A 14841-nucleotide genomic window follows, 5' to 3' on the forward strand; every position below is an offset into this window, starting at 1 on the left:
AGAGTGCGCTCCTCGGTCGCAGTGCGGCCGTTATCCCAGTCTCGGACAGGCATCGCTGCCGCCGCGAGGGCGGTACAGGACAGCTGGACTGGCGGGTGTTTCACGTGAAACACCACACTGGCACTAGTTCGTCGGCGGGGCCAGCACTCCCATAATCCGGTTCAGATCATCAACGCTGGCGAACTCAATGCTGACCTTGCCCTTGCGCGCACCCAGTGTGATCTTCACATTGGTATCCAGCCGGTCTGAAAGGGAGGTGGCAAGGTAGTCAAGGCGTTCATGTCGTGCGCCGGTTTTAGGTTTCGCAGCCTTGGCGGGACGCCGAAGCCCGTCACTAAGAGCCACAATCTCCTCAGTTGCACGAACGGAAAGACCCTCCGCGACAATGCGCTGCGCCAGCTTCTCCATCTCCGCCGCATCGGCCAGTCCCAGCAGTGCTCGTGAATGCCCGGCGGACAGTATCCCGGCGGCAAGCCGGCGCTGTACGAGAGGAGGAAGTTTCATCAACCGCAAAGTGTTGGTAACCTGCGGGCGCGACCGTCCAATGCGGTCCGCCAACTCCTCGTGAGAGCACTCAAAGTCATCCAGAAGCTGCTGATACGCCGCCGCTTCTTCCAGTGGATTCAGCTGGCTGCGGTGAAGGTTCTCCAGCAGGGCATCCCGGAGCAGATCCACGTCCTGGGTGGAGCGGATAATTGCCGGAACAGCTTCCAGTCCAGCCTCACGACTGGCCCGCCATCTGCGTTCACCCATGACCAGTTCATAAGGGTGCTCGGGATCATTCTCAGCGGAGGGCCGGACCACGATCGGCTGAAGAACACCGATCTCGCGGATAGAGTGAACCAGCTCAGCCATGTCCTCTTCATCGAAGACCGATCGAGGCTGTTTTCTGTTCGGATGGATGGAGTCCACCGGGATCTCGGCAAAGGTCGCTCCGGGCACCTCCACTAGTGTTTCACGTGAAACAGTGCTGCCCTCAGTGGCCTGTACGGCGTCCTGAGACGGCTCGACACCCTGGTTGTCACCGCTGCCGCCGGAGCCGCCGCCAGGAGCCTTCACGGCCTTTGCAGCACGCTTGTCAGCCCTGGACGCGGTGGATGCCACGTCCGAAGTCTCTTCGCCGGCAACTCCCAAGCCGTCCTCATGACCCGACGGCTGTGTGCGGTTCTGCTGACGCGGCGACGACGCAGCCGAGCCTTTGGAAGCGGGGCCACGGAGAGCATCCTTGTTGATGCCGCTGCCTCTCCGGACGCCCTGGGCAGCCGGCCGAGAAGGCGTTACGTTGTCTGCGGCGGAAGGAAAGAACAAATCGACGGGACGCCCGGCACGTGGGGGCACTGAAGACGTGGATGCAGGTTCCTCGGGTGCTGCACTGCTGGGGATTAGTGCCCCCAGGCCTCTTCCCAAACCACGACGCTTTTCGGTCATGGGTATGTCCTTCCCTTATGCACACAAGCGGCATGGATTGTTTGTGACTGTATTCTACGATTCATCGCGTCGGTAACGGCGCAAGGACCGACCCGGGGTGTCTAACCGCGCTGGGCGATCTCTGCTGCGGCCTCAAGGTAAGACAAGGCGCCGCTGGAAGACGGATCATATGTCATGACCGTCTGCTGGTAACTCGGGGCTTCAGAAATACGGACCGACCGCGGCACCACTGCACCCAAAACCTGATCCGGGAAATGCTCCCGCACTTCGGCTGCCACCTGCGCCGCCAGGTTGGTGCGTCCGTCGTACATGGTCAGCAGAATCGTGGAGACAACCAAGTCAGCGTTCAAGTGCTTCTGAATCATCTCAATGTTCTTCAGCAGCTGGCTTAGGCCTTCGAGCGCGTAGTACTCGCACTGAATAGGAATGAGGACCTCCCGCGCCGCAACAAACGCGTTGACGGTCAACAGTCCCAAACTCGGCGGGCAGTCAATAAAAATGTAGTCCAGTCGCTCCTGGCCGTTCCGTTCACGCTCCGCGGCATAAACGTCGATGGCTCTCCGGAGCCGCTGCTCACGGGCCACCAGCGAAACCAGCTCAATCTCAGCACCAGCCAGGTGAATTGTTGCCGGCGCGCAGATCAGGTTGGAGATATCGGGGCACTGGGCCACAACATTTCCAAGCGGGAGGTCATCGATGAGCACGTCATAGATGCTCTCTACTTCGGCGCGGTGATCGATGCCGAGGGCGGTAGAAGCATTTCCCTGCGGATCTATGTCAATCACCAGGACGTTCAGACCCGCGGTGGCAAGTGCGGCAGCCAGGTTCACGGTGGTGGTGGTTTTGCCTACACCGCCCTTTTGATTGCTAACCGTCATGATGCGCGTTTCCGCGGGGCGGGGAAGAACGCGGCCGCGGAGCTTTTCGCGGCGGCGGTTTTCGTGTGCCAGTTCCCGGGCAAGCGGGGTGCTTTCGTCCATCAAATCCATAACGTCCACCGACGTCGACGGTATGACCGCCGCGTCAGATACACCACCTTCGATAGCCTCGGGGGCCGCGGACGGTTCGACCGCGGTCTGCAGGGGAACAGCACTGTGTGTCGTTTCACGTGAAACAAGCTCGGTCCCGGCTGCAGGCACGGAATTGCCTGCTGCGGGTCGATCAGGTTCCGTCGACGGCACCAGTGCGGTCTGATTCACAGGTGCCTCCGTTACCGGTTCTTGAACCTCGGGAGCACTTGATGGAATCTGTGCGGGATCTTGAGTAGTTGCAAACATTTGGGGTTGAATCCGGGAGAACTGTGCGGAGAGGGCAGAACCCAAAGCAGCAAAAGGGGGAATTCGTTTTGCTCCGGAATCGCGGCGCGCACTCACCTGGACATGCTCACTTTCCAAACATAGGCATTAGTCCATCCAGCCTATCCGCTGCCCGGCAAATATCCCGGATCGAGGCCGGTGTGTGCACAAGATAGTGCTGCGGGCCACTACCCCACGAGGATGCGAACAACCGTTGTGTGTTCTTCCAGAAGGTCCTCGCCAGCCGTCACAATGGACGTTTCGCGGCCTCCGAGCTTACGGATTGCTTTGGCAGCCTTGGCAATCTCTTCCTCGGCGCTGCGTCCCTTGATAGCCAGGACCTCTCCCTTTCCCTTCAGGAGGGGAATGGTTAGACCGGCCAGAGTGGACAGTGCTGACACCGCACGGGCGGTCACTACGTCTGCATCAACATCCTTGACTACCTGTTCCGCCCGTCCCCGAAGGACTGTCACGTTGTCCAGGCCGAGGTCCTCCACGACCTCATTCAGCCAGTTAACCCGGCGCTCGAGGGGCTCGATGAGGGTGAGGTGAAGATCAGGACGGGCTATCGCCAGGCACAGGCCCGGAAGGCCTGCACCGCTGCCGACATCTGCCACCCGCAGGTTTTCATCGATGAGGTCCGCGACGACGGCGCAGTTCAGCACGTGCCTGCTCCACAGCCGTGGCACCTCTCGAGGCCCCAGGAGGCCCCGTTCCATCCCCGACGTAGCCAGGTGTCCGACATAGCGTTCCGCCAGATCCAGCCGGGAGCCGAAGATTCTTTCCGCCGCTATGCGTTCAGCGGGCGATGTTTCAACCACGAAGTGTGTGTCCTTTGTCTGCAGTGCAGTTTCCAGTAGTAAGTGGCCCGGCCTAGGCCTCGGCCTGCGACACCACAATGTGGCGCGCGGCCCCTTCGCCCTCGGATTCGCTGACGAGCCCGAGATCCGCCACGGCGTCGTGCACGATCTTTCGCTCGTAGGCACTCATGGGGCTAAGTGCGATTTCCTTGCCGCTTTCCCGGACCTGGGCAACGGCCTTCTCCGCAATGATCTGCAGTTCGGCGCTGCGCTCCTGGCGGTACCCGGTGATGTCCAGAACGAGACGGGAACGACTGTCAGTGGCAGTCAGTACGGAAAGCCGTGTCAGTTCCTGCAGTGCTTCCAGAACTTCGCCGTCCTTGCCAACAAGATGCTGCAGACCGCTGGCGTCGCCTTCTTCCGCCACTACCGAGATGTAAGTCCTGCCGCTGCGGACCTCGATGTCGATGTCTCCGTCGATATCGGCGATGTCCAGCAATTCCTCGAGGTAGTCCGCAGCAACGTCTCCCTCTTCTTCGAGGCGGCCGGGGCGGGCAGCGCCCGCCTGCGGATCAGCAGCAGGTTCAGTCCCTGCTGTCTCCAAACCAGTTTCCGGTGTCTCCGCGGCGGGCTCTGTGGTCATCGCTTTTTCCTGTTCTTCCGCTGGGGCTGGACACGCTGGGTCTTTACGGCCACCGGAGCCGGCTCAACGGTCTCGGACTTCTTCTCGCCGAGCAGCGGGACCATGGGAAGTCCCTTTTTCGCACGGCGTTCGGCCATTGCCTTGGCAGCAGGGGAGCCCGGGGTGGGCATCCGGCGGATGACGAAGAACTGCTGTCCCATGGTCCACAGGTTGGTGGTGGTCCAGTAGATAAGCACGCCGATGGGGAAGTTGATGCCACCGATACCGAACACGAGCGGCAGGATGTAGAGCATCATCTTCTGCTGCTTCATGAAAGGGCTGGCCAGGGCCTCTTCCGACATGTTCTTGGACATGATCTGCTTCTGGGTGATGAACTGCGAAGCGGTCATGGCCAGGATCATCACGATGGAGAGGATGACGACGGCGAGCTGGCCGTCTCCGCCGCCGCCGTGCAGCAGCGAGGAGGACAGCGGAGCACCCAAGATGGTGGCTTCATCGAACTGCTGGATGGCCTCATGCGAAAGGGCACCCTGGCCTTTGCCTGCAGCGTTGGATGAGGAAATTCCGTTCAGCACCTGGAACAGGGCGAAGAAGAACGGCATCTGGATCAGCATGGGCAGGCAGGCCGCAAACGGGTTGGTGCCGTGCTTCTTGTACAGCGCCATCTGCTCCTGCGTCATAGCCTGACGGGAGAGCTGGTCGGTTTTACCCTTGTACTTCTGCTGGAGTTTCTTCAGGTCCGGCTGCAGCGACTGCATGCCGCGCTGTGCCTTGATCTGCTTCACGAAGACCGGGATCAAGGCGGCCCGAATCACGATCACCAGGCCAATGATGGACAGCGTCCATGTCCAGCCGGATGCGGCATCCATCCCGAGGAAAACAAAACCCTCGTGGAAGATCCACATGATCCAGGACACTACCCACTTAAAGGGGAACAGTATCGTCTCGAAGAAACCCATTTATACTCCTCAGGCCGCTTCGCGGCTGTCTTCGTCGGCTGGAATCACGGGGTGATTCAGCACAATAATTCTCGGAACCCTGTTGGGATCCCAATTCCTGTCTCCGTGCGGGACATGGTCCACCCCGCCGTCGTTCCAGGGGTGGCAGCGAACCAGCCGCCGGGCAGCCAGCCAAGTGCCGCGTACTGCCCCATGAACAGTCACGGCTTCAAGAGCATAGGCGGAGCAGGACGGAAAGAACCTGCAGACCGGCCCGTAAAGGGGCGAAATGGTTTTTCGATAGGCAACCAGGAGGCCGATCAGCATGTAGCGCGGCAGATTCCACACAAAAGAGGCAACCCTCTGAACAGCCTTTCCCGGATTGGTACCGGAGCGGCTCATCAGCAGATCACCTCTTCTGGTCAAACGATGGAACACGGTCGAGTTTGCCTACACAGGTGCGAAGCGCTCCCATATAGTCCGTACGGAGTTCCTGCCACGACGCCGTTGCCGCCGGCGGCAACGCACGGACCACCACGTCGTATCCGGTGGGGTACTCACGCAGACTCTCCGCAGCTGCTTCCCTCAGTCTTCTCTTAACGAGGTTGCGTGTCACTGCGTTCCCGACGCTTTTGGCGACGATGAAGCCTACGCGGGTAGGGCATGGCCCGGTTCTCACCGCATATAACACTACGTTCCGGCGCCCACTTCGGGCACCGGAACGTACAGTATGAGAAAAATCCGTCGACGTCCGCACCCGGTTTCCTACGGCCAGCATTTAGGCCGCCAGGAATCGATTGCAGAGCTGCAGATAAGCAGCATCGACAAACTTAAAGCTGTTTATGCCGACAGTTCGGTGCGGCCCTTGGCGCGGCGTGCGGAAAGGATTCCACGGCCGGCACGGGTACGCATGCGAAGGCGGAAGCCGTGCTTCTTGGCACGACGGCGGTTATTCGGCTGAAAAGTCCGCTTGCTCACGGTAGTTACTCCAAGACAATCTGAGTTGCGCTGGCTTGCTACGACAAGGGGGAAGAACAAGCGGCGCTTTTTTCATGTGACTGACTGCTCTCAACCCGGACCTGGACCCTGATTCCCAGAACCCTGATGGGCATGAATGAGTGCAGATAGCAGACACAAAGGACTACTCCACGTTAGGGGCAGGACCGCCCCCAGTCAAACCGGGATTGGGCTGCCCGGACCACTTGCCTGTTCATACAGTTTCGTCCACACCTGTGGACAACTCCTCTCAGCATACCTGCCCACAGGGTGGTGTGAGCCCTGTCCCAGAGCCTGTCCACAGCCGGATTCCAGCTACCACAGGGGGAAATCATCCCTTAGGCTTGGCGTCGGGCGGTTTATCCACCAACTGTGTATAAGTCTGTGGATGAATCGCCGGAAACCCGCCCGGGCTTCCATGTTTTCTGAGACCGCTGAGGGCGATCACGAGAGGTTTTTGTGGGCACGGACGAAATCAACGACGTCGGCAGTTCCTGGCGCAAGGTTATTCGAACGCTGGAAACGGACGACCGAGTCTCTCCCCGGCAGCGCGGATTCGTGGTTCTGGCCCAGGCACAGGGCCTGATCGGAACCACTCTGCTGGTGGCGGTGCCCAACGAACTGACCCGCGAGGTTCTGCAGACCCAGCTCAAGCACATTCTGGACGAGGTCCTGCGGGGGGTCTTCCAGGCCGATATCCAATGTGCTTTCGTCATTGACGCGGACATGCTGCCTGCGGTGAAGGCCGATCCCGAACCGGAACCCGAACAGCCCGCTCCGAATCCGGTCCCGAGCGGAGAAAGCGCCCCCTCTCCCACGCCGCCCAGCACCTCCCAGGAATTCGGCCGGCTGAATCCCAAGTACGTCTTCGAGACGTTCGTGATCGGCTCCTCCAACCGGTTTGCGCACGCCGCTGCGGTGGCTGTGGCCGAAGCCCCCGCCAAGGCATATAACCCGTTGTTCATCTATGGCGATTCGGGGCTGGGAAAGACCCACCTGCTGCACGCCATTGGGCACTATGCGCGGCACCTTTACACGGGCATCCGCGTGCGGTACGTAAATTCCGAAGAGTTCACCAACGACTTCATCAACTCCATCCGGTATGACGAGGGAGCCAGCTTCAAGCAGCTCTACCGCAATGTGGACATCCTGCTCATTGACGACATCCAGTTCCTGGCCAACAAGGATGCTACGCAGGAAGAGTTCTTCCATACGTTCAATGCCTTGCACAACCACAACAAACAGGTCGTCATCACTTCCGATCTGCCGCCCAAGCAGCTTTCGGGCTTTGAGGAACGGATGCGGTCCCGCTTCGAGTGGGGCCTGCTCACCGATGTGCAGCCGCCGGAGCTGGAAACCCGTATTGCGATCCTGCGCAAGAAGGCCATCGGCGACAGCCTGAGTGCTCCTGACGATGTCCTTGAGTACATCGCCTCCAAAATTTCCACCAACATCCGCGAGTTGGAGGGCGCCCTGATCCGGGTGACTGCTTTCGCCAGCCTCAATCGGCAGCAGGTGGACGTGGGACTGGCTGAGATTGTGCTCAAAGACCTGATTACCGACGACGGCGCCCAGGAAATCACCGCGGCATCAATCCTCGGGCAGACGGCAGCCTATTTCCAGATCTCGCTGGAAGAACTGTGTTCGAAGTCCCGCACCAGGACCCTGGTCACCGCCCGCCAGATCGCCATGTACCTCTGCCGTGAACTTACGGACATGTCCCTGCCCAAGATCGGGCAGGAACTCGGCGGGCGTGACCACACCACAGTGATTCACGCGGACCGCAAAATCAGGGAGCTCATGGCAGAGCGCCGCGCTATCTACAACCAGGTCACTGAACTAACAAACCGCATCAAGCAGCAGCAGCGGGAGGCATAATCCCCGGAATTCCGCGGATGCAGAGCCCCGCAGGGGCTCGAAATTAACACGTGTGGACAAGGGTGTGGATAACCCGGTGGATAACTCCCAATGAGCTGCACTTCCCTGTGGATACGCGGAATTACAAAAAAGTTCCCCACAGCCCGGCCCTGGCGCGGCATGCGGTGCCCACAGGTTATCCACAGGCAACAAACGCCATGACGCCGCGATCGACTAGGTTATCCACAGTATCCACAGGAGTTATTAACACTACGAACCTTAAGAAATTCGGTTCCACCAAATAACATCTGACCTTTCCGGACCACTTGCCCTTCCTTGCCGGAACGAACATCGGATGTCTCTTCAGATCACAGAGGACGGCATCCGCAGATGCCTCCGGCGCCGTGCATATGCAGCGGGTCTGGCGCTAAGCTGGCACAGAGTATTGTTGTCATTCGCAGCCCATCCTGAGATGGTGTCTCGAACGCGGTGCAGCTGCGGCGCCGCAGCGCGCGGCGATGCTCCCTCACTTGTCATGAAGATTCAGTTGTACTGAGAAGTACGTTGTGAAAGGCGGCACCCTGCAGTGAAGTTCAGAGTTGAGCGGGATGTCCTGGCCGAAGCGGTTACATGGACAGCGCGTTCCCTCTCGCCGCGTCCCCCGGTTCCGGTTCTGTCGGGCCTGCTGATCAAAGCGGAGAGCGGATCACTGAGCATCGCAAGCTTCGACTACGAGATTTCGGCCAGGCTGCAGATCGCGGCCGATATCGCCGAAGAAGGGACCATCCTGGTCTCGGGCCGGCTGCTCGCCGAAATCTGCCGCAGCCTCCCGTCGGCACCCGTCGAGGTGGAAACTGACGGGTCGAAGGTGACCCTGACCTGCCGCAACAGCCGCTTCAACCTCGCCACTATGCCCGTGGCCGAATATCCCGAACTTCCCGCCCTTCCTGAGGTCAGCGGTGTTGTGGACGGCGATGCGTTTGCGCAGGCTGTCTCCCAGGTCATCATTGCCGCCAGCCGGGATGACACGCTTCCCATCCTCACCGGCGTGCGGATGGAAATCGAAGACGACCTCATCACCTTCCTAGCCACGGACCGTTACCGACTGGCCCTGCGGGAACTGTCATGGAAGCCGTCCACTCCCGGCATCTCCACCAGTGCACTGGTCAAAGCCAAGACCCTGAACGAGGTGGCAAAAACCCTCGGCGGCGCCGGTGACCTGAATATTGCCTTCTCCGATGACAGCGAACTGATCGGCTTCGAAAGCGGCGGCCGCCGCACCACGTCGCTCCTCGTCGACGGCGACTACCCCAAGATCCGGTCCCTGTTCCCGGACAACACACCCATTCACGCCACAGTGGAAACCAGCGCCCTGGTCGAAGCCGTGCGCCGTGTGTCCCTGGTAGCAGAGCGGAATACTCCGGTCCGGCTTGCCTTCACCGACGGCCAGGTCACCCTGGATGCAGGCACCGGCGAGGATGCCCAGGCCTCGGAGGCACTGGAGGCGTCCCTGATCGGCGACGATATTACCGTGGCTTTCAATCCGCATTATCTCAGCGAGGGTCTGGGCGCGTTCCCGAGCAAGTACGTGCGTTTCTCCTTTACGACGCCGCCGAAGCCAGCCGTTATTTCGGCCCAGGAAGAGCTCACGGGGGACGACCGGGAGGACTACCGGTACCTGTTGATGCCGGTGCGGCTGCCCAACCAATAGGCCAGCGCCGCGGAAGCCGTCCGCGACCGCAAAGAAGAGGAACCTGCCATGCACATAGGCCTCATCGGACTCGGCAAAATGGGTTTCAACATGCGCGAACGGCTGCGCCGCAGCGGCATTGACGTTACCGGCTTTGACCGGAATCCCGTGGTCAGCGACGTGATGTCAGTAACCGAGCTGGCCTCGGAACTTCCTTCACCGCGGGTGGTGTGGCTGATGGTACCGGCAGGGGAGGTCACTGAAGCCGTTATTCATGAGCTGGCGGAAGTGCTCTCACCCGGTGATCTGGTGATAGACGGGGGCAATTCCCGGTACGACGCCGATATCCGCAACGCGGAGAAACTAGCCGCAGCGGGAATCCGCTTTATGGACTGCGGCGTCTCGGGAGGAGTCTGGGGCAAGGAGAACGGCTACGGCCTGATGGCCGGCGGCGAAGCGGCGGATATTGCCCTGGCGATGCCTGTTCTGGACGCTCTGCGGCCGGAGGGTGAGCGTGAGCGCAGCTTTGTTCATGCCGGCGCCGTTGGCGCGGGTCATTACGCCAAGATGATCCACAACGGCATCGAGTACGGCCTGATGCAGGCCTATGCCGAGGGCTACGAACTGCTGGCAGGCAAAGACATCATTACGGATGTTCCCGGAGTGATGCGGGCCTGGCAGGACGGCACCGTCATCCGGTCGTGGCTGCTGGATCTGATGGTCAACGCCCTGGACGAGGATCCGGGCCTTAGCCGCGTTGCCGGCTACGCGGAGGATTCCGGCGAAGGCAGGTGGACGGTCCAGGAGGCTGTGGCCAATGGCATCCCCGCGCCGGTCATCACGGCCGCCCTGTATGCCAGGTTTGTGTCCCGGCAGGAAGATTCACCGGCCATGAAAATGGTGGCTGCGCTGCGAAACCAGTTTGGCGGTCACAGCGTCAGGTCAACGGATGACGTCGTGCCGCCCGAAACGCCTCCGGACGTGGCCTCCCGGCGGCAGGATCCAGACGTGCCGCGGGCAGCAGTCGATGAGACTGGAAGCCCGGAGTAATCTGCGGCAGTAGGGTGGGAAGTACAGGACTAGTTGCAGGTGGAAGGCAGGAAAAGGTGGACGGGTTTGTACATTGATTACCTCTCCCTGACTGGTTTTCGCAGTTATGCGCAGCTTGATCTGGAACTTAAGCCCGGAGTCACAGTTTTTGTCGGCCCCAACGGCACCGGGAAAACAAACATCGTCGAAGCGATCGGTTATCTGGCGTCGCTCTCCTCCCACCGGGTGAGCAGTGATGCCCCGCTGGTGTCTTTTGACGCAGGCCAGGCCCTCGTCCGCGCCCGGCTCGTGCGGGGCAGCCAGCGCACCAGTGTTGAACTGGAACTCAATCCGGGACGGTCCAACCGGGCCCGGATCAACCGCGCCAACCCCGTGCGTGCCCGTGACATCCTGGGCATGTGCCGCACGGTACTGTTCGCCCCTGAGGATCTGGCACTGGTCAAGGGAGATCCGTCCAGCCGGCGCCGGTTCATTGATGAGTTGATCGTGTCCCTGGTCCCCCGCCATGCGGCCACCCGAAGCGACTATGAGCGCGTCCTGAAACAGCGCAACGCACTGCTGAAATCCGCCCGCGCCGCCGGACGGTTCACCTCGTCCCACGAAGCAACCCTGGAAGTATGGGACCAGCACATGGCGGTGGCCGGTGCCGGCCTGCTGGCGGCCCGGCTCTCCGCTCTGCAGCGCCTGCAGCCTCACCTGCAGAGCGCCTACCGTGATCTGACCGACGGCAGCAAGGCGGCCCGGGCCGTGTACCGCTCCACGCTGCAGGGCGCAGTGAACGACGACGGCGCCGTCGTCGGTGATTCAGACCCGGAGGAACTCTACGGGCTCAGCGAACAGGAGCTGGCCGAGCGGTTCCTGGCGGCGTTTGCCGCCAACCGGCGCCGGGAACTGGAACGCGGCATCTCCCTGGTGGGACCCCACCGCGACGATCTGGAGCTGATCCTCGGGCAGGCACCGGCCAAGGGCTATGCCTCCCACGGCGAGACCTGGTCGTTTGCCCTGGCCCTGCGCCTGGGAACGTACTATTTGCTCCTCAGCGATGATGAGACTCCGGGAGCGGGCCCCATCCTGATCCTTGACGATGTGTTTGCGGAACTGGATGTCCAGCGCCGCGGCCGCCTGGCCGGGATCGTCGCCGGCGCGGAACAGGTGCTTGTTACCGCTGCGGTGGCCGGAGACATTCCCGAAGCTCTTGCCGGGGAACAGATCACCGTAGTTCCCGGAGGCATTAGTGTTCCCGCCCTCTGACGCCGATGAAAACCGGGAAACCGGGGAGCCGGAGGTCCGCCAGGATGCTGCGCAGGCCCAACTGAACCGGATGCGCCAAGCCGCCCAGTCCCGCGGCAACCAGCGAATTTCTCCGAGCCGGCGCAAGGCCGGGCAGAAGCGGTCCGCCCTGCCGTTTGTGCCCGGCGAATACACCGGCAGGGACCCCCAGGGGGTGGGCAAGGTCTTCAACCGCTTTGTCAGCGAACGCGGCTGGAATTCGCCCGTAGCGGTGGGATCGGTGATTTCCCGCTGGGAGGAACTCGTGGGCCCCGAGGTCAGTGCGCACTGCACACCCGAGTCCTTTTCGGACACAACAGTGCAGGTCCGCTGTGATTCCACCGCCTGGGCCACCCAGCTGCGGCTGCTGCGCAGCTCGCTGATCAGCCGGTTCGACGCCGAGCTGGGTCCCGGCGTAGTGACCAAAATTGAAGTGATCGGCCCGGCCGCGCCGAACTGGCGCAAGGGCCTGCGCAGCGTCAAGGGCCGCGGCCCGCGCGACACTTACGGGTAACCGGCGTCCGCCCGCCGGTCAAAACAATCGGATCCCCGGGAGTTGCCTGACGCCGTTCAGCGGCTCGGGAACCCCTGCAGTCATATCCGGACTTGGAGAAGGGGCTGGAATCGTCTCAAAACATGCTTTGGTGGCCGCTTAGGGGGTGTTTTGGCCGGTATTGACCCCCGCGACACGGTAGAATTGGTGGTTGAGACGCCTGCCCTGGGGGAGGCGTTCTAATTTGACCAACACACTGAGGAGTCGACAGCACCTGTGGCTAACGACAATGAGATGGACAACGCTGACGTAACGCCAGAGCACCACAGCGAGGCTGACGCACCTGCTCCGCACGAGTATGGCGCCAACGAAATCACCGTGCTGGAAGGACTGGAAGCCGTCCGGAAACGTCCGGGCATGTATATCGGTTCCACCGGGCCCCGCGGGCTGCACCACCTGGTGTATGAAGTGGTGGATAACTCCGTTGACGAAGCCCTGGCCGGCTACTGCGACCGCATTGACGTGACGCTCCAGGCCGACGGCGGTGTACGGGTCAGCGACAACGGCCGCGGTATCCCCGTGGACATGCACCCCACCGAAAACATGCCCACCGTCCAGGTGGTCATGACCATCCTGCACGCCGGCGGAAAGTTTGGCGGCGGCGGGTACGCGGTCTCCGGCGGTCTGCACGGTGTGGGCATTTCCGTTGTCAACGCTCTCTCGGCCCGAGTGGAAACCGAGATTCGGCGCCAGGGATTTGTCTGGCACCAGAGCTTCGCCGACGGCGGTCATCCGGTGGGAGGCCTTCGCAAGGGCGAGGCCACCGACGAGACCGGCACCACCCAGACGTTCTATCCGGACCCCTCCATCTTTGAAACCACGGAGTTCGACTTCGAGACCCTGCGGGCGCGGTTCCAGCAGATGGCGTTCCTGAACAAGGGACTGCGGATTGTCCTCACCGATGAGCGGACCGTCGAAGAAGACGTCGAGGAAATCGCCGAAGCACCGTCTGAGGACGGAACTGAGACCGGTCCCAAGCACCGCGTGGTCGATTACATGTACAAGGACGGGCTCCTTGACTACGTCAAGTACCTGAACACGTCCAAGAAGTACGAAGCCGTTCACGACGACGTCATTGCCTTTGAAACCGAAGACAGTGACAAGAAAATGGCCGTGGAAATGGCCCTGCAGTGGACCACCGCCTACTCGGAGAGCGTCCACACCTACGCCAACACGATCAACACGCATGAGGGCGGCACCCACGAAGAGGGTTTCCGTGCTGCCATGACGTCCCTGATCAACCGGTATGCCCGCGAGAAGAACATCATCAAGGAAAAGGATGACAACCTCACCGGTGATGACATCCGTGAAGGCCTGACCGCAGTCATTTCCGTGAAGCTGGCCGAGCCGCAGTTCGAAGGCCAGACCAAGACGAAGCTGGGAAACTCCGAGGTCAAGGGTTTTGTGCAGCGCGTGGTCACCGACCAGCTCGGCGACTGGCTGGAGCGCAACCCCGGACCCGCCCGTGACGTGATCCGCAAGTCCATCCAGGCCTCCCAGGCGCGCCTCGCAGCCCGCAAGGCCCGCGAGTCCACCCGCCGCAAGGGCCTGCTGGAATCGGGCGGAATGCCCGGCAAACTCAAGGACTGCTCCTCCAAGGACCCGTCCAAGTCGGAAATCTACATTGTGGAGGGTGACTCCGCAGGCGGTTCCGCCGTCCGCGGCCGCAACCCCGAAACCCAGGCCATCCTCCCGCTGCGCGGCAAGATCCTCAACGTGGAACGCGCCCGCCTGGACCGCGCGCTGGGAAACGCCGAAGTCCAGTCCATGATTACCGCCTTCGGTGCGGGCATCGGCGAGGATTTCGACGTCGAGAAGGCCCGCTACCACAAGATCGTGCTGATGGCCGATGCCGACGTTGACGGCCAGCACATCACCACGCTGCTGCTGACGCTGCTCTTCCGCTACATGCGCCCGCTCATCGAGAGCGGCTACGTATACCTGGCGCAGCCGCCGCTGTACCGCATCAAGTGGTCCAACCATGCCCACGACTACGTTTACAGCGACCGTGAACGCGACGAAGTGGTGGCCCGCGGCCTGGCCAACAACCAGCGCCTGCCCAAGGACAACGGCATCCAGCGCTACAAGGGCCTGGGCGAGATGGACTACACCGAGCTCTGGGACACCACCATGGACCCCGACCACCGCACGCTGCTGCAGGTCACCATGGACGATGCCGCTGCCGTGGACCAGATCTTCTCCGTCCTGATGGGCGAGGACGTTGAATCCCGCCGCAACTTCATCCAGCAGAATGCCAAGGATGTGCGCTTCCTGGACATCTAGGAACGAAATTCTCCCTGCGCCCGCGGATTTACAGAGTTT

Annotated in this window: 14 protein-coding genes; 6 read left to right on the top strand and 8 right to left on the bottom strand. The window is 61.5% G+C overall.

All coding sequences use genetic code 11. The features are described from left to right. Positions 1-123: 123 nt before the first annotated feature. The 8 genes from CXR03_RS05510 to rpmH all read right to left on the bottom strand — a co-directional run bounded on the left by CXR03_RS05510 (position 124) and on the right by rpmH (position 6082). Positions 124-1428: a ParB/RepB/Spo0J family partition protein gene (locus CXR03_RS05510; protein WP_104102462.1), complete on the bottom strand. Its 1305-nt coding sequence runs from the start codon at positions 1426-1428 to the stop codon at positions 124-126. 101 nt (positions 1429-1529) lie between these two features. Beyond that, positions 1530-2471, bottom strand: a complete 942-nt coding sequence (locus tag CXR03_RS05515) for a ParA family protein (protein WP_258059912.1) — start codon at positions 2469-2471, stop codon at positions 1530-1532. A 440-nt stretch (positions 2472-2911) separates the two neighbouring features. Continuing rightward, positions 2912-3544 (bottom strand): 16S rRNA (guanine(527)-N(7))-methyltransferase RsmG, encoded by a 633-nt coding sequence (rsmG, locus tag CXR03_RS05520; protein ID WP_104053471.1) that lies wholly within the window; start codon positions 3542-3544, stop codon positions 2912-2914. Between the two features lie 52 nt (positions 3545-3596). Then, on the bottom strand, positions 3597-4166 hold the full coding sequence (locus CXR03_RS05525) for a R3H domain-containing nucleic acid-binding protein (protein WP_104102463.1): 570 nt from the start codon (positions 4164-4166) through the stop codon (positions 3597-3599). Continuing rightward, a complete protein-coding gene (gene yidC, locus CXR03_RS05530) occupies positions 4163-5125 on the bottom strand; it encodes a membrane protein insertase YidC (RefSeq protein WP_104102465.1) in 963 nt (320 codons plus the stop codon). The genes CXR03_RS05525 and yidC overlap by 4 nt, the downstream gene beginning before the upstream one ends. Before the next feature lie 9 nt (positions 5126-5134). Beyond that, positions 5135-5506, bottom strand: a complete 372-nt coding sequence (gene yidD / locus CXR03_RS05535) for a membrane protein insertion efficiency factor YidD (protein ID WP_104053474.1) — start codon at positions 5504-5506, stop codon at positions 5135-5137. 7 nt (positions 5507-5513) lie between these two features. Further along, positions 5514-5882 (bottom strand): ribonuclease P protein component, encoded by a 369-nt coding sequence (gene rnpA, locus CXR03_RS05540; protein ID WP_104102467.1) that lies wholly within the window; start codon positions 5880-5882, stop codon positions 5514-5516. Positions 5883-5944: 62 nt separating this feature from the next. Next, on the bottom strand, positions 5945-6082 hold the full coding sequence (gene rpmH, locus CXR03_RS05545; protein WP_056010217.1) for a 50S ribosomal protein L34: 138 nt from the start codon (positions 6080-6082) through the stop codon (positions 5945-5947). 477 nt (positions 6083-6559) lie between these two features. Between rpmH and dnaA the strand changes: the two genes are divergently transcribed. From dnaA to gyrB, 6 genes are all read left to right on the top strand, one after another. Continuing rightward, the gene (gene dnaA / locus CXR03_RS05550) at positions 6560-7978 is read left to right on the top strand and encodes a chromosomal replication initiator protein DnaA (protein ID WP_104053476.1); all 1419 of its coding nucleotides are present in this window, start codon (positions 6560-6562) and stop codon (positions 7976-7978) included. Between the two features lie 565 nt (positions 7979-8543). Then, complete coding sequence (gene dnaN / locus CXR03_RS05555; protein ID WP_104053477.1) at positions 8544-9668, top strand: DNA polymerase III subunit beta; 1125 nt, start codon at positions 8544-8546, stop codon at positions 9666-9668. Between the two features lie 48 nt (positions 9669-9716). Further along, positions 9717-10697, top strand: coding sequence for a phosphogluconate dehydrogenase (NAD(+)-dependent, decarboxylating) (gene gnd, locus CXR03_RS05560; protein ID WP_104102468.1), 981 nt, complete (start codon positions 9717-9719; stop codon positions 10695-10697). A 66-nt stretch (positions 10698-10763) separates the two neighbouring features. Continuing rightward, a complete protein-coding gene (recF, locus tag CXR03_RS05565; RefSeq protein ID WP_104102470.1) occupies positions 10764-11948 on the top strand; it encodes a DNA replication/repair protein RecF in 1185 nt (394 codons plus the stop codon). Continuing rightward, positions 11932-12480 carry a DUF721 domain-containing protein gene (locus CXR03_RS05570; RefSeq protein WP_237688633.1) on the top strand — a complete coding sequence of 183 codons (549 nt, stop codon included), beginning with the start codon at positions 11932-11934 and terminating at the stop codon, positions 12478-12480. Before recF ends, CXR03_RS05570 begins: the two co-directional genes overlap by 17 nt. A gap of 273 nt (positions 12481-12753) precedes the next feature. Next, a complete protein-coding gene (gyrB, locus tag CXR03_RS05575; protein WP_104102472.1) occupies positions 12754-14802 on the top strand; it encodes a DNA topoisomerase (ATP-hydrolyzing) subunit B in 2049 nt (682 codons plus the stop codon). Positions 14803-14841: the final 39 nt, after the last annotated feature.

Source organism: Arthrobacter sp. 08Y14 (assembly GCF_002929455.1).
Classification (GTDB): domain Bacteria; phylum Actinomycetota; class Actinomycetes; order Actinomycetales; family Micrococcaceae; genus Arthrobacter_B; species Arthrobacter_B sunyaminii.

What these genes read in the sequence shown, in the direction of transcription:
- gyrB (WP_104102472.1), top strand. Translation starts at nt 12,754, where the DNA reads ATGGACAACGCTGACGTAACGCCAGAGCACCACAGCGAGGCTGACGCA.
- CXR03_RS05510 (WP_104102462.1), bottom strand. Translation starts at nt 1,428, where the DNA reads ATGACCGAAAAGCGTCGTGGTTTGGGAAGAGGCCTGGGGGCACTAATC.
- yidC (WP_104102465.1), bottom strand. Translation starts at nt 5,125, where the DNA reads ATGGGTTTCTTCGAGACGATACTGTTCCCCTTTAAGTGGGTAGTGTCC.
- gnd (WP_104102468.1), top strand. Translation starts at nt 9,717, where the DNA reads ATGCACATAGGCCTCATCGGACTCGGCAAAATGGGTTTCAACATGCGC.
- CXR03_RS05525 (WP_104102463.1), bottom strand. Translation starts at nt 4,166, where the DNA reads ATGACCACAGAGCCCGCCGCGGAGACACCGGAAACTGGTTTGGAGACA.
- rnpA (WP_104102467.1), bottom strand. Translation starts at nt 5,882, where the DNA reads ATGCTGGCCGTAGGAAACCGGGTGCGGACGTCGACGGATTTTTCTCAT.
- yidD (WP_104053474.1), bottom strand. Translation starts at nt 5,506, where the DNA reads ATGAGCCGCTCCGGTACCAATCCGGGAAAGGCTGTTCAGAGGGTTGCC.